Origin of the sequence: Nitrospirillum guanabarense (assembly GCF_034653355.1) — a bacterium.
In the GTDB taxonomy this organism is placed as follows: Bacteria; Pseudomonadota; Alphaproteobacteria; order Azospirillales; family Azospirillaceae; genus Nitrospirillum.
This window is the reverse complement of the sequence record NZ_JAYEER010000004.1, coordinates 1,234,278-1,247,708: the sequence shown is the minus strand read 5'-3', so window position 1 is coordinate 1,247,708 and position 13,431 is coordinate 1,234,278. Positions and strand designations below refer to the sequence as shown.

19 protein-coding genes are annotated in these 13,431 nt (G+C 67.8%); 3 read left to right on the top strand and 16 right to left on the bottom strand.

All coding sequences use genetic code 11. From position 1 onward, the window contains the following. Nucleotides 1-3 precede the first annotated feature (3 nt). Nucleotides 4-1,095 carry an NAD(P)H-dependent flavin oxidoreductase gene (locus tag UAA55_RS23780; protein WP_322955880.1) on the bottom strand — a complete coding sequence of 364 codons (1,092 nt, stop codon included), beginning with the start codon at nt 1,093-1,095 and terminating at the stop codon, nt 4-6. 133 nt (nt 1,096-1,228) lie between these two features. After that, the gene (locus UAA55_RS23775) at nt 1,229-2,083 is read right to left on the bottom strand and encodes an alpha/beta fold hydrolase (protein ID WP_322955879.1); all 855 of its coding nucleotides are present in this window, start codon (nt 2,081-2,083) and stop codon (nt 1,229-1,231) included. A gap of 151 nt (nt 2,084-2,234) precedes the next feature. Between UAA55_RS23775 and UAA55_RS23770 the strand changes: the two genes are divergently transcribed. Next, nucleotides 2,235-2,903, top strand: a complete 669-nt coding sequence (locus tag UAA55_RS23770; protein WP_322955878.1) for a CGNR zinc finger domain-containing protein — start codon at nt 2,235-2,237, stop codon at nt 2,901-2,903. A 14-nt stretch (nt 2,904-2,917) separates the two neighbouring features. Here UAA55_RS23770 and UAA55_RS23765 read toward each other — a convergent pair whose 3' ends face one another. Further along, nucleotides 2,918-3,130, bottom strand: coding sequence for a SlyX family protein (locus tag UAA55_RS23765; RefSeq protein ID WP_322955877.1), 213 nt, complete (start codon nt 3,128-3,130; stop codon nt 2,918-2,920). 91 nt (nt 3,131-3,221) lie between these two features. Next, nucleotides 3,222-3,788, bottom strand: coding sequence for a helix-turn-helix transcriptional regulator (locus UAA55_RS23760; RefSeq protein WP_322955875.1), 567 nt, complete (start codon nt 3,786-3,788; stop codon nt 3,222-3,224). A 265-nt stretch (nt 3,789-4,053) separates the two neighbouring features. Between UAA55_RS23760 and UAA55_RS23755 the strand changes: the two genes are divergently transcribed. Beyond that, nucleotides 4,054-4,227, top strand: coding sequence for a helix-turn-helix domain-containing protein (locus tag UAA55_RS23755; protein ID WP_322955873.1), 174 nt, complete (start codon nt 4,054-4,056; stop codon nt 4,225-4,227). On the opposite strand, the gene UAA55_RS23750 is transcribed toward UAA55_RS23755, so the two are convergent. The 3 genes from UAA55_RS23750 to UAA55_RS23740 form a co-directional block, all read right to left on the bottom strand. After that, nucleotides 4,221-4,481, bottom strand: coding sequence for a hypothetical protein (locus tag UAA55_RS23750; protein WP_322955871.1), 261 nt, complete (start codon nt 4,479-4,481; stop codon nt 4,221-4,223). The two genes, UAA55_RS23755 and UAA55_RS23750, sit on opposite strands and share 7 nt — an antisense overlap. 48 nt (nt 4,482-4,529) lie before the next feature. Further along, complete coding sequence (locus tag UAA55_RS23745) at nt 4,530-4,685, bottom strand: DUF3309 family protein (protein ID WP_322955869.1); 156 nt, start codon at nt 4,683-4,685, stop codon at nt 4,530-4,532. A gap of 328 nt (nt 4,686-5,013) precedes the next feature. Beyond that, nucleotides 5,014-5,592 carry a sigma-70 family RNA polymerase sigma factor gene (locus tag UAA55_RS23740; protein ID WP_322955867.1) on the bottom strand — a complete coding sequence of 193 codons (579 nt, stop codon included), beginning with the start codon at nt 5,590-5,592 and terminating at the stop codon, nt 5,014-5,016. Nucleotides 5,593-6,043: 451 nt separating this feature from the next. Here UAA55_RS23740 and UAA55_RS23735 point away from each other — a divergent pair, with 451 nt between their 5' ends. After that, complete coding sequence (locus tag UAA55_RS23735) at nt 6,044-6,271, top strand: hypothetical protein (RefSeq protein WP_322955866.1); 228 nt, start codon at nt 6,044-6,046, stop codon at nt 6,269-6,271. Between the two features lie 77 nt (nt 6,272-6,348). Here UAA55_RS23735 and UAA55_RS23730 read toward each other — a convergent pair whose 3' ends face one another. The 9 genes from UAA55_RS23730 to UAA55_RS23690 form a co-directional block, all read right to left on the bottom strand. Then, nucleotides 6,349-6,900: a type 1 glutamine amidotransferase domain-containing protein gene (locus UAA55_RS23730; protein ID WP_322955865.1), complete on the bottom strand. Its 552-nt coding sequence runs from the start codon at nt 6,898-6,900 to the stop codon at nt 6,349-6,351. Between the two features lie 72 nt (nt 6,901-6,972). Beyond that, on the bottom strand, nt 6,973-7,524 hold the full coding sequence (locus tag UAA55_RS23725) for an SRPBCC family protein (RefSeq protein WP_322955864.1): 552 nt from the start codon (nt 7,522-7,524) through the stop codon (nt 6,973-6,975). Nucleotides 7,525-7,581: 57 nt separating this feature from the next. Continuing rightward, nucleotides 7,582-8,115: an SRPBCC family protein gene (locus tag UAA55_RS23720; protein ID WP_322955863.1), complete on the bottom strand. Its 534-nt coding sequence runs from the start codon at nt 8,113-8,115 to the stop codon at nt 7,582-7,584. Between the two features lie 30 nt (nt 8,116-8,145). Then, nucleotides 8,146-8,616: a VOC family protein gene (locus UAA55_RS23715; RefSeq protein ID WP_322955861.1), complete on the bottom strand. Its 471-nt coding sequence runs from the start codon at nt 8,614-8,616 to the stop codon at nt 8,146-8,148. A gap of 105 nt (nt 8,617-8,721) precedes the next feature. Further along, nucleotides 8,722-9,996, bottom strand: a complete 1,275-nt coding sequence (locus UAA55_RS23710; protein ID WP_322955859.1) for an RNA polymerase sigma factor — start codon at nt 9,994-9,996, stop codon at nt 8,722-8,724. A gap of 4 nt (nt 9,997-10,000) precedes the next feature. Next, nucleotides 10,001-10,384 carry a YciI family protein gene (locus UAA55_RS23705; RefSeq protein WP_322955857.1) on the bottom strand — a complete coding sequence of 128 codons (384 nt, stop codon included), beginning with the start codon at nt 10,382-10,384 and terminating at the stop codon, nt 10,001-10,003. 114 nt (nt 10,385-10,498) lie between these two features. Then, nucleotides 10,499-11,584, bottom strand: a complete 1,086-nt coding sequence (locus UAA55_RS23700; RefSeq protein WP_322955856.1) for a serine hydrolase domain-containing protein — start codon at nt 11,582-11,584, stop codon at nt 10,499-10,501. Nucleotides 11,585-11,728: 144 nt separating this feature from the next. Beyond that, entirely contained in the window at nt 11,729-12,157 is a 429-nt protein-coding gene (locus tag UAA55_RS23695) for a VOC family protein (protein ID WP_416235221.1), read from the bottom strand. Nucleotides 12,158-12,237: 80 nt separating this feature from the next. After that, nucleotides 12,238-13,383, bottom strand: a complete 1,146-nt coding sequence (locus UAA55_RS23690; protein ID WP_322955854.1) for a sialidase family protein — start codon at nt 13,381-13,383, stop codon at nt 12,238-12,240. Nucleotides 13,384-13,431: the final 48 nt, after the last annotated feature.

Here is a 13,431-nt window from a genome sequence, read left to right as displayed (position 1 = left end):
GGCTTACCGGCCGCTGATCTGGTGCGCGCCCAGGCGGGCCAGCGCCTCCGCCGCCAGTGCCCGTGTCAGCTCGGCGGCGGGCAGGGCCCGGCTCAGGCGCGCCGCCTGGCCCGCCCATTGGTTGGTGAAGTCGCCGGATCCTTCCGCCTCCGCCTTGGCGCGCAAGGGGACCAGGGCGCCGCCGGCGGTGGGGAAGGCGGTGGGCGCGTCGGACAGGGCGCCGACTTCGCGCATCAGCCGGTTGATGATCCCGCGCGCCGGGCGGCCGGTGAACAGGTTGGTCAGGGTGGTGCCGTCGTCGGTGACGCTGTCCAGCGCCTGGCGGTGCACCTCGGGAATTTTTGCCTCGGGGCTGTAGAGATAGGCGGTGCCGATCTGCACGGCGGCGGCGCCCAGCGCCAGGGCGGCCACGATACCGCGCGCGTCGGCGATGCCGCCGGCGGCGATGACGGGCACGGATACGGCGTCAACCACCTGGGGCACCAAGGCGAAGGTCCCCACCTGGGTCGCCATGTCGTCGGACAGGAAGTTGCCGCGATGGCCGCCCGCCTCCAGCCCCATGGCGATGACGGCGTCGACGCCGTGATGTTCCAGCCAGCGCGCCTCCGCCACCGTCGTGGCCGAGGCGATGACCTTGGCGCCGGTGGCCTTCACCCGCTCGACCAGCAGCTTGCCGGGCAGGCCGAAATGGAAGCTGACCACCGCCGGCTTCACCTCCTCGATCAGGGCGCAGAAATCGGCGTCGAAGGGCGTGCGGCCGCCGACCGGAGGCGTGTCGGCGGGATCGAGGCCCAACTCGACATAATAGGGCGCCAGCCGGGCGCGCCATGCCATCAGGCGGGCCGGGTCCGGCACCGGCGGGGTGTGGCAGAAGAAGTTGAGGTTGAAGGGCCGGCTGGTGCCGTGCCGTACCTCGGCCACCGCGGCCTTCAGGCCATCCAGGGTGTATTGGGCGCCGGGCAGGGCGCCCAGCCCGCCCGCCGCGCTGACCGCCACCGCCATAGCAGGCGTGCTGGCGTTGGCCATGGGTGCCTGCAGGATGGGATGATCGATGCTGAACAGGTCCAGGATGCGGCGGTCGGGCCAGGCGGTCATGGGGCACGCTCCCTCGGTCGGTGGGGACATGCCCAGGATGTGGGCTCCAGGCATGTCCCCAAGCAAATATGGATTCCGCCGTCAGCTTGCCATGGATGACGCGGCCGCTGGCGGCGAAATCGGTGGCATATCCTCAAGACAATGGTGCGAAGACGCGGCGGATGTGGCCCGCGATCTCCGCCACATGGGTTTCCAGCGCGAAGTGGCCGGTGTCCAGCAGATGCACCTCGGCGTTGGGATTGTCCCGGCGATAGGCCTCGGCCCCCGCCGGCAAGAAGAAGGGGTCGTGACGGCCCCACACCGCCAGCAGCGGCGGCCGCTTCTCCGCGAAATAGGCCTGGAAGGCGGGATAGAGGGCGACGTTGCTGGCATAGTCCAGGAATAGATCCAGTTGGATTTCATCATTGCCCGGGCGGGTCAGGAGGGCATGGTCCAGCACATAGGATTCCGGGGCCACCACGCTCTCATCCGGGACGCCGTGGGTGTACTGCCACTTGGTGGCCTCCAAGGTCAGCAGGCTGCGGATGGCGTCGCGGTTGGCCTGCGTCGGTTCCCGCCAATAGGCTTGGATGGGGTTCCAGCCCTCACTCAGTCCTTCCTCATAGGCGTTGCCGTTCTGGGAGATGATGCCGCTCACCCGTTCCGGCCGGCTCAGGGCCAGGCGGTAGCCGGTGGGGGCGCCGTAATCGAAGACGTAGATCGCGTAACGCTTCAACGCCAGGGCGTCGGTGAAGCCCTCGATCACCTTGGCGAGGTTGTCGAAGGTGTACTCGAACTGGTCGCGCGCCGGCGACTTGGTGAAGCCGAAGCCGGGCAGGTCCGGCGCCACGATGTGGAAGCTGTCGGCCAGCAGCGGGATCAGGTCGCGGAACATGTGGGAAGAGCTGGGGAAGCCGTGCAGCAACAGCAGCGTCGGGTGAGGCCGGTCGCCGGCTTCGCGATAGAACACCTCATGGGCACCGACGGCGACGGAACGATAGTGGGTCATGGCGGGTCTCCTGTGGAAAGATTGATAACCGTTCAAATATCAATTAAACGGTTAATTGCGCCATGAGTAACTTGTCAACGTCAATTTTTCAGGTTACCTTCCGGCCATGATCGATGCCGGCCGCGCTCTGGTCCGGTGAGGAGTGGATTTGATGAGGATCGATGCGACCGCCAGTCACCCCGCCCCGATGTTCGTCGGCGACCACCTGGCCATGGATTTCCTGAACAGCGTGGCCCTGCCGGAAAGCCCGGTGGAATGGTTGCGCAATGGAAGCGACCTGGTGGAGTGGCTGGAGCGGGCGGGGGCGGTGGACGCACCGGTGGCGCAGCGCTTCCGGGCCCAGGCGGGGCCGGAACTGGATGCCGTGGCGGCCCAGGCGCGCGCGTTGCGGGAATGGTTCCGGGGATTGGTGAAGACCCATGCCGGCCGGGCATTGACGGCGGAGGCCGCTGGCGCCGCCCTGGCGCCTCTGAACCAACTGCTGGCGCGGGACGACAGCCGGATGCAGGTCTTGCCGGCGGGCGGCCCGCTAACGCACCCGCATCATGTGCAGGCGCCCGGCGCCATTCCCAACGGGTTGACGCTGACGCGGGTGCGCCGCTGGACGACGCCGGAGCAACTGCTGCAGCCCATCGCCCTGGCCATGGCCGACCTTGTCACCCAGGCGGACTTCCGTCTGGTCAAAGCCTGCGAATCCCATAGCTGCACCCTGATGTTCCTTGACCGGACCAAGGCCCATGCCCGCCGGTGGTGCAGCATGGCGGTCTGCGGCAACCGGGCCAAGGCGGCGGCGCATCGGGCTCGGGCCAGGCGGCCCTGAGCCTGAGCGGGGCCTTAGTAATGCGGTGGCGGTTTCTCATCCTGGGGGGAAGGGCGCCAGCCGGCCTCCGCCTCCTGCAGGCGGGCCAGCAGCCGGCGCACGCGGGCGGTCAGCATGTCGATCATCTGGCCCTGGTCCGCCACCACCTGTGACAGCTCTTCCGCCATGCGCTCATGATGGGTGATACGCATTTCCAGGTCGATGAGGCGCTGTTCGACGGAATCCATGACGTTGGTCCTAAGGGAGGGCTGGCGCCTCTATAGCACCATGGGCCTCGGGACCCCCGTGATTATTTCGCCGGCGTCGGATGGGGGCTGGTCAGGCGGCCTGCGGTTCACCTGTGGCTGTCACGTCGATCCGCTGATCGGGTCGTTCCTGCCGCACGCACCGCCGCCAGGCTGCCGGTGTCACTCCCATGGTCTGTCGGAACAGCCGTGTGAGGTGGGCTTGATCGGCCAGGCCGCAGGTCAGCGCGATGTGCGACAGCGGCTCCGCCGTGGTGGTCATCAGCTGCTTGGCCTGTTCCATGCGCTGATGGATGACGTATTGGGTGAAAGGGACGCCGAAGGTGATGCGGAAGGCTCGCGAGAAATAGGAGGAGCTGAGGCGGACCAGCACCGCCACGTCGCGGATGCGGATGGGCGCCGCCAGATGTTCATGGATGTACCCCTGGACCCGGCGCACCTGCCAGGGCACGAGGCCGCCGGTGACGGGTGGCACGTCGGCCGTCAGGTCACGCAGCATGTCGGCCGCCCGTTGCAGGCAGACGGCCGCGGCGCCGCTGTCATTGTCCAGCAGGGCCAACGCGCTGCGCAGCAGGGCGGTAATCTCATCCCGGCGCCGCGTGTGAACGGCGGTGGCGGGCCCCGGTACGACGGTCAGCATGTTTCATCCCCGGCTTGATCCCAGGGCATTGTCGACACCATCGGCGGCCACTGTCGAATAAATGAGTGCAAATCGATGCAAGGCGCGGCGATGCTGCCGTCCGCAAGCCATCCCCGACTAAACCGGCCCACGTATTATTTTCCATAATCTTCCTTATCGGTTTTTCCTATGTAGGCGCAATGTAGGCGCAAAGTTAAACTGTCAGTCCAGAGCAAAGTAGAAGTGTCAGTCTTCCGGTTGGGTGGTGCCAGTTGGGAGGTTGGTGATGGGCTGGGTGGTGATGAGCGACCGGGAAGTTCGGCGGGTGGAGGTTCTGGGGGATGTGGTTGGCGGCCGTCTGACGGCGTCGTCGGCCGCGGCTGTTCTGGGCTTGAGCGAGCGGCAGGTATGGCGCTTGCTGAAGCGGTATCGGGATGGTGGCGGCGACCGTGGTCAGTGAGGTTGCTTGCCATCGTCCTCAGGCGCGCCATGGGGAGGCGCGCCATGGGGTGACAGCAGGCGGTCCTCTTCCTTGGCGTGGGCTTTGCCGTGCGCCTCGGCCCGTCTCAGATCCCGGCCTTCCGGGCCATCGATGGCGTCGGCCGCTTCGCGGGCCTTTCGCGGCACATGACCCGTGGCCACGAAATCGCGGGTGTGCTTGTCATAGGCACGGGTCGCGGTGCGGCTGCCCTCGCCTTCGTTGCGGTTGGCCATGGGATGGTCCTCTCTTGATGATGCGGCCTTGGGATGGCTCAAAGCCGGCTACACCCTGCCGGTCAGCACCAGCACCAGAACCACGATGAGCACGATGCCCAACAGGCCACTGGGACCGTAGCCCCAGCCGCGGCTGTAGGGCCAACTGGGAATGGCGCCCAGCAGCAATAGGACCAGGACGACAAGCAGGATGGTGCCGAGCATGGGATGATCCTCCGTTAAGGACGGACGGTTTTGCCCTTCTCATGGTGGGCAGGCCCGTCAGGCGGCGATAGAGGTTGCCGGGGCGGGATGGGTGACCAGCACCTCGCAGGAAAGGGCCGACCGCGGCGCGGGCGAGCGCCCATCCTCCCCGACTTGTTCGGCATGCGCGCGAAGGTCGGTCGCTTCCAGGCGGATGGGCGCGTGTCTCGGGGCCGTCAGCCATTGCATGGACATGCGTGTCCATTGGCTGGCGTCCCGTGACCAAGGTTTCCTTTCAGGCACTTCACCTAAGTCCTTATGCCAAATGATTGATGTCGCTTCGTCGGGGTCAGTGGCTGCTGGCCGGGCGGCGGGCGTCCCAGGCGCTGGAGGTGGCCATGCCCGTCGGCGCGCCCAAGCCTGTGTCGCCCGGATCCATACCCATGATGTCGGCCAGCCGGGCGCGGCCCCGGTTCACACGGCTCTTGATGGTGCCCAGGGCACAGCCGCAAATCTCCGCCGCTTCCTCGTAGCTGGCGCCGGCGCCACCCACCAGGACCAGCGCCTCGCGCTGTTCCACGGGCAGTTTCATCAGCGCCGCCTTCAGTTCGCGGCCGGCGATGCCCCACTCCTGCGCCGGGCTGATCGTCAGCCGTGCGGTATGGATGCCATCGGGGTCGCCCACCTCGCGCTGCTGATGCTTGGCGACGGAGTAGTAGCGGTTGCGCAGGATGGTGAAGAGCCAGGCGCGCAAATTGGTGCCTGGCGTGAACTGCCCGGCATGGGACCAGGCCCGGACGATGGCGTCCTGCACCAGGTCGTCGGTGTCGGCGGCGTTGTTGGTCAGCGACCGTGCGAAGGCCCGCATCGCGGGAATCAGCTTGACCAGCTCGTCACGAAAGGTGGGCGATGTCTCAGCGGATGGCATGGGTCACACCTTTTTGTGAAGCCCGCTGCGATTTTATTGTTCCTGAAGAAATCGCATGTGGATGCGGGCGATATTGGGTTCGGTACCCCCCGAATTCGTCTGTCTTCTAAGGTCACTATAAGCAAACGCCGCTGCCAGCGTCCCTCCATATTTTGGGAAAAACGCTAGGTTTATCGCTGTATTTATTCGGTCTATTTAACGGACGGTCTATGACCATCCGATTATGCGACATGCGGGGCTGATGAACCCCGGGATAGCCTGTTCAAAGGAGGCGAAGGGAAATTTTGCGGTACCGGTTGGCCCCTGCCCTACGTCCTCCGCCGCAGGCCCCGGCCGGCCGGCTTACATGGGAAGGGGGCGGTTATCCCGTTGCCGTCGTGGAACAAAGCCATTGCTGGGCGCTTTAGTCATGGCGCGAAGGGCATAGGCCCGGGCTTTTGGGAAGGATGTCATGAGCAAGCGGCAAAAAAGCATTGAGTTTCAGTCCACTCCGGTCCTGACGTCCGTTGTGGCGGTGGGATATCCAAAGGCGGTGGCCTATGCCACCCCATACGACATCGTCCAGGACGCGGTGGACGAACGGATCCGGGAGATGTTCTGCGACACGGTTGCCGAGCCCCTGCCCCCTGAAATCAATACCCTTCTGGCCCGCCTGCAAGGGACAGCCCTGCTGAACTAAGCCATTCGTCACCCTGCATGCGGGAAGGCCGGCCCTCCTCGGGGCCGGCCTTTTTCATATCGGGCAAGCGGGGAGGATCAGCGCGCGTGCCGCCCCTCACCCACTTCCTCGATGATCTTGGCGACGAAGGCCGGCAGGTCGTCGGGGGAGCGGCTGGTGATGACGCCGTTGTCCACCACCACTTCCTCATCCACCCAATCGGCCCCGGCGTTCTCCACATCCTTGCGGATGGATTTGTAGGAGGTGGCGCGCCGGCCGCGCAGGGCGTCTGCCTCCACCAGCAGCCAGGGGCCATGGCAGATGGCGGCCACCACCTTGCCGCTGTCGAGGAAGTCCGTGACCCGGCGCACGGCGTCCGGGTTCACCCGCAGCAGATCGGGGTTGATCTGGCCGCCGGGCAGAACCACGGCCTGATAATCCTCCACCTTGGTGTCGGCGATGCGCAGGTCCGCCTCCACCGTCTCGCCCCAGTCGGTATGGTTCCAGCCACGGATGGGCTGGCCGTCCGGGGTCGCGACGTCGACCTTGGCGCCGGCCTTGCGCAGTTCGTCCCGGGGGACGGTCAGTTCCGATTGCTCAAAGCCGTTGGCGGCCAGGATCAGGATGCGGGCGTCGTGGATGTCGGCCATGACCGGCGTTCCTTTCGTCTGGTTGGGCGGGAAGACGCCCGAACAACGCCCGCCCCGTCCCGCCGGTTCCCCTTATCGGGCCGGCGCCGGCCGCCGCTCCGCCGCCTGCTTCAGGTTGGCCAGGCCCGCCTCGAAGTCCTTGCCCACCATGGCGTCCATGCTCATGAACAGACCCATCACCTTGGCCATTAGCGGGCTGGGGCCGGCCATCACCCAGGTGACGGTGGTGCCGTCCCCCTGCGGGGTCAACGTGAACTCCGCCGTGTTGTGCGCCTCGAACGGCTTCAGGAAGTCCAGCTTGATCACCACCCGGGTGGGCTCGGTGACGTCGGTGATCTCCATGCCGCCCTCACCCACGTTCTTGTTGCCCTTCCAGGCATAGGTGGCGCCCACGCCGCTGTCGGGCCCGCCGAAGGTGCGGGTCATGGCCGGATCCATCTTCTCCCACGGCGACCACTCGGCCCAGCGGTGGAAGTCGGCCAGGAAAGGATAGATCGCGCCGGGTGGGGCCTGGATGGTGGCCGTGCGCTGGATGCGGAAGCTGTTCGGCCGCGTGGACGCCACCGCCAGGATGATGCCCAGGATGACCAGGATGGCCACCAGGATGATGAGGAGGATTTTCATGATCGCTTCCCTGTTCTTATTATGACGCCGCGTCGGCTTATGACGCCGCGTCGGCGCTCAGGCGGTCGCCTGCGCCCGCGCCAGATAGCCGTCCAGCTGGTCCAGCGTGCCGCCCCAGCCCTGGCGCATGCTCTCCATGCCGGCGGCGAAGGTGGCCTCCTCCTCCGCCGTGGCGTTGACCGGCACGGCGGCGCAGTCCAGGCGGGTGGCGCCGCCATCGGCGACGAAGGCGGTGGTGCTCAGCACCTCCAGCGGCCAGGTGGGGCTCATGGGATGGCGCACCGGCTGGCCGTCCGCGTCGGTGAAGGAGACGAGGAAGGACAGCGTGCCGGGTGACTGTGGCGGCTTGGGCGCGATGATCTCGCGAAACGTCCATTTGCCCCACATGGTGAAGTCGCCGGTCCCCGCCGGCGGCTTCATGCCATAGAAAAAGGACCCGCCGGGCCGCAGATCCAGGTCGCCCCGCACCCAGCTGAAGCCCTTGGGGCCCCACCACAGGCGCAGCCGCTCCGGTTCGGTATAGGCGGACCACAGCAGGCAGGGTGTCGCGGCGAAGCGGCGGGACAGGCGGAATTGGGGCGTCTCGGTCATGATCCGGGTCCTTCTCTGTCGTGCCGGGGTTCAGCCGGCCTGGCCGGCGGCCAGCGGGCAAGGCTGGCCAGGGGCGGCCAGCGGATGGGCGAAGCTCCACAAATGGCCATAGGGATCGGCCACTTGGCCGTAACGGGCGCCCCAGAAGGCGTCCATGGCCGGCATGGTGACCGTGGCGCCGGCGGCCACTGCCCGCTCCATGGCGGCGTCGCAGTTGGGCACCTCCAGATGCAGGACCATGCTGGTGCCCTTCAGCACGTCGGGCGCCGCGCTGGTGCCGCCATGCTCCGCCCGGTATTCGGGGAAGTCGTCGCGCACGAAGACCCGGGCGCCGTTCACATGGATCTCGGCGTGCAGCAGGCGCGGGCTGTCCTCGGCCGGCATGCGGAACACCTCGCGCGCGCCCAGGGCCTGGACATAGAAGCTCAACGCCGCGTCGGCGTCGGTCACCACCAGATGGGGGATGACGCCCTGCTGGATGGGCTGAACGGTATCGGACATGGTCGTGCTCTCCCGTTTTTAGCTGCATGGGCCACGCGGGACGCGGGCTTGCCCCAAGGACGGCGGCCGCAGTCCCGTCCCGACAGGGGCCCGCGGATTTTTTTCTCAGGACGGTGCGGCGTCCCGCGCCAGGCGGTCCAGATGCTGGCGGATATGGGCGGCCTCCGCCGGGGTGTGGGCCAGGGCGATGGCGCGGTCGAAGGCCACGCGCGCCTCCGCCGCGCGGCCCAGCTGGGTCAGGTAGGCGCCCTTCACCCCGAAGAAATGGAAGTAGCCGGACAACCGCTCGCCCAGGGGCTCGATCATGGCCAGGGCCGCCGCCGGCCCCCGCACCTTGGCCGTGGCGACGGAGCGGTTCAGCGTCACCACCGGCGAGGGCTGGATGTGTTCCAGCGTGGCGTACAGCAGGTCGATCTGCGTCCAATCCGTCTCCGCCGCCGTGGCCGCCCGGGCATGCAGGGCGGAAATGGCGGCCTGCACGAGATAGGGCGTGGGCCGGCCGTGGCGCATGGCCTTGTCGATCAGGGCCAGGCCTTCGGCGATCATGGGGGCGCTCCAGCGGCCGCGGTCCTGGTCCTCCAGCAGCACGGCGTTGCCCTCGGCGTCGAAGCGGGCGGCGGCGCGGGCCTGCTGCAGCAGCATCAGCGCCAGCAGGCCCATGATCTCCGGCTCCGACGGGAACAGGCGCAGTAGCAGGCGGGCCAGGCGGATGGCCTCATGCGCCAGGGGCGCCCGCCGTTCCGTCGTGTCGCCGCCGGCGGAATAGCCCTCGTTGAACAGCAGGTAGAGCATGGCGGCGACGGCGCCCAGCCGTTCCGCCCGTTCCGGCGCCCCTGGCGCCTCGAAGGGCACGCCCGAGCGGGTGATGCGCGCCTTGGCCCGGGTGATGCGCTGTTCCATGGCGCTGTCGCTGACCAGGAAGGCGCGCGCGATCTCCGCCACGCTGAGGCCGGAGACGATGCGCAGGGCCACGGCGATCTGCTGCGTGGCCGGCAAATCCGGCGGGCAGCAGATGAACAGCAGACGCAGGATGTCGTCGCGATAGTCGGCGCCGTCCAGCCGTTCCGCCAGGACGGCTTCCGCGTCCCCCTCGCCGCCGTCGCCGTCAACCAGCGTGTCCTCTTCCGGCAAGGGCTGCTGGCGCGCCAGCCGGCGCACCGTGTCCAGGGTGGCGTTCCGCCCGACGAAGATCAGCCAGGCGGCGGGATCGCGGGGCGGGCCGTTGCGCGGCCAGGCCTTCAGGGCCCGCAGGGATGCCTCCTGGAACGCCTCCTCCGCCGTATCCAGGTCGCGGAAATAGCGTAGCAAGGCCCCCATCGCCTGCGGCCGGGCGGCCGTCAGCGCGGTGTTGATCCAGGCCATGTCGGCGGCCCCGGCCATGATCTCAGGCCCCGGTTGAAACGGGGGCGGGGGCCGGGTGGTAGAGGCCCACGGGGCGGATCTCATAGGCGCCGCCGGGATTGGCGCGGCCCAGTTCCCGGGCGGTGTCCAGGATCTGCTCCAGCGTCTCCCCTTCCACCAGGTAGAAGCCCAGCAGCTGTTCCTTGGTCTCGGCGAAGGGGCCATCGATCACCAGGGGCGGGTCGCTGTCCTTGCGCAGGGTGGTGGCCGCGGTGGTGGGCAGCAGCCGGGCCACCGGGCCCAGCCGGCCTTCGCGCGCCAGCTTCTCATGCACCACCGCCAGCTTGGCCATGACGGCGTCATCCTCTTCCTTGGTCCAGGAACCGACGACGTCTTCGCGGTGATAGCACAGGATGGCGTACAGCATGGGTGATCCTCCAGCGGCGGGACGGCCGGTTTTGAAACCGGTTCTTCCCCAGGACGGTCGAGTATGCCCGCATCCGACACCGCCGCTGGAAAAATCTTCGGTGTAATCCCGATCTCAAGCCTGCCCACGCAGGTAGGCCATGAAGGTGGGGCTGGCGCCCAAGGTCTCGAACACCGGCAGCACGAGTTGGAAGCCGTTGTCGCCGTTGGTCAGGAACACGGCGCCCCGGCGCGTGGTGGGGCTGTACCAGGCGAAGGTGGACACCCCCTCGTCCCGGCCGGTGTGCATCATCACGGTTTCACCATTGAACTCCAGCACCTGCCAGCCCAGGCCGAAGCCGGCGCTGGCCGGGCAGGTGGCGGCCTTGGCGCCGGCGCACATCTCGGTCATCTGGCTGACCTGGATGTGGCGGCGGTCGGCGGCCAGGCTGGCGCTCAGGTCCTGGTCCTTCATGACGCTGGTGATGAAGCGGGCATAGTCGCCGGCCGTGGTGTAGAGCAGGTCGGCGGCGTTGTAGGTGGCGGCGTAGCCCGGCTGCAGCGCCTTGCCCAATGCGTCCGTGGGCACGGCGACGCGGCCGTCGAACCAGGGCTTGCGCCCGCTGGCGGTGTCGTTCATGCCCGCCGGCTTGAACAGGACGGCTTGGGCCAGGCTCTCGAAATCCTGCCCCGTCTTCTTTTCCACATAGCGGGCGACGTACTGGTAGCCCTCCCCCGAATAGCCATAGGACGTGCCGGGCGTGAACTGGAAGGCCAGCGGCTTGCCCGGCCCTCGCCAGTTGGGGAAGCCCGTCTGGTGGCTGAGCGCCAGGCGTGGGGTCAGCAGCAGGCGACGATCATCGGTGGCGATGTCGGGATCGGTCCAATAATCCGCCATGGGCGCATCCAGCGACACCGTCTTCCGCGCGGCCAGGCGCAGCACCACCTCCGCCGTTATGGGCTTGGTCAGCGAGGCGATGTTGTACAGCGTGGCCGGCGTGGCGCGCACGCCGGGGCTCTGCTCCCCATAGGCGGCGGTCAGCACCACCTTGCCGTCCTCGATCTCCGCGATGGAAACGCTGGGCACCTTGGCGCTAGCCAGCAGGCCAGGCACCGCCTGGTCCAGGGCCGCCCGGATCTCCTTGGGCTCCGCCGCCAGGGCGCCGCCGCACAAGACCAGGGCGGCCGCCATCACCGGCAGACCCCACATCGTCCGTCTCATCTTCATTCCCCACCTTAGGAAAGGTCGTGCGGGAGCAGGACAACATGGGGCGCTGGAATGCGGAAGCCCAAGAAACGCAACTGTTGCAATGCCGTAGCAATTTACCCTGACGCCGCAACAAAGGCGGCGGCCCGTTACAGGCGCCTACTTGGCGAAGATCAGGGATTCGTCGCGGAACGCCTTGAATTCCAGGGCGTTGCCGCTGGGATCGTACAGGAACATGGTGCCCTGCTCCCCCACCTGTCCCTTGAAGCGGACATAGGGCTCGATGACGAAGGTTTGGCCGCCGGTTCGCAGACGGTCGGCCAGGGCGGTCCAGTCATCCCAGGTCAGGATCAGGCCGAAATGCGGCACCGGCACCTCATGGCCATCCACCGGATTGTGATCCTCACTGGGGACCGCCACCTTGCCCGGCACCAGATGGGCCACGATCTGGTGGCCATAGAGATCGAAATCCACCCACTCGGGCGAGCTGCGCCCCTCGGGACAGCCCAGCAGCTCGCCATAGAAGGCCCGGGCGGCGGCCAAGTCATGGACCGGGAAAGCCAAGTGGAAACGCGGGCGCTGCGTCATTTTCATCCGTTCTCTTAAGAGTGATAAATTCATAAACAATATCAGGCAATTGGATGATTGATTTCAGGTGAGGCGTCACTTCAGGGCAAGGCATTCACCACCGTGGCGTCGATGCGGCGGATGCCGTCCTCGCCCGCAAAATAATACACCACCAGCACCCGCCCGTCCGTCAGCGCCGTGGCCCAAGGATAGCCGAGGTCCGGCCCCGGCCCGTCATCGCGCAGCACCAGTTCCGTCCCGTCCTCCGGCCGCTGGGTGTCCGGATCGAAGACGCGGGCGCGGATGCCGTAGGGGGCGTGGCGGTAGCCGTAGACCAGGAACACCCGCCCGTCCGGCAGGGGTAGCGGATCGAAAGGATGGCCGACGACGGTGGTCAGGCGCCAGGGCCGCCATGTCAGGCCCTCATCGGGGGAAATGCCGAGCGCCAGTTGGTCGCCCATGCCGGCGGTGCGGTGGAAGGCCAGCAGCAGGCCGTTCCGCGTGCGCAACAGTGCCGGCTCCACCAGGCAACCCTGCCCCGCCGCGTCGTGGGCGATGGGCCCCAGGGCGCGCCAGGCGTATCCGCCGGCGCCGTCGGGATCGGCCCGATACAGGTGGCTGCCGCGCTTGCCGTGGGCGCCGCCGGCATAGACCGCCTGCAGCACGCCGCCATCGGGCAGCAGCACGGCCCGGCCGCGCAGGGCCCCGCCATGATGCGGACGCACGCCGGCCAGCAGGTCGGGCTGGCCCGGCAGCGGCGGCAGGAAGCCATGCGGCGTCCAGGATCGCGCCGTGGCATCGCCCAGGCGGGCATAGCCGCCCCAGAACAGGAACAGCCCGCTGTCCTCCGCCGTGCCCACCAGGGGGCCGCCAGCGGCGTGGATGGCGTCCGCCAGGCGCGGGGCCAGCGGATACCACGAAAAGCCGGTCAGCAGCAGCCGGCCATCGGGCAGGGCCAGCAGGTTGGCGTCCTGGTCCGCCGCTTCCCCGTCCGGGGGCAGCACCTCCGGCTCCGCCAACGGCGCCAGCGTGCGCCCGTCCAGGCGCAGCAGCACATGCTGCGAGCGGCTGTCGACATGGTCCACGCTCATGAGGCCCGTCTGGTCGGTCAGGCCCAGGGCGCGGGCGAACCAGCGCTGGTCGCGGGCCCGGCGGAACAGGACGGCCACCGTGCCGTCGGCCAGGGTGGCCACCGCGGGGAAGGAGGCGTAGTAGCGGTCGTCCCGGAACAAGGTCAGATGGTGCATCCGCAGCCCCCTCGGTATCGCGCCCTGCCAGGGACGGGTTTACTTATC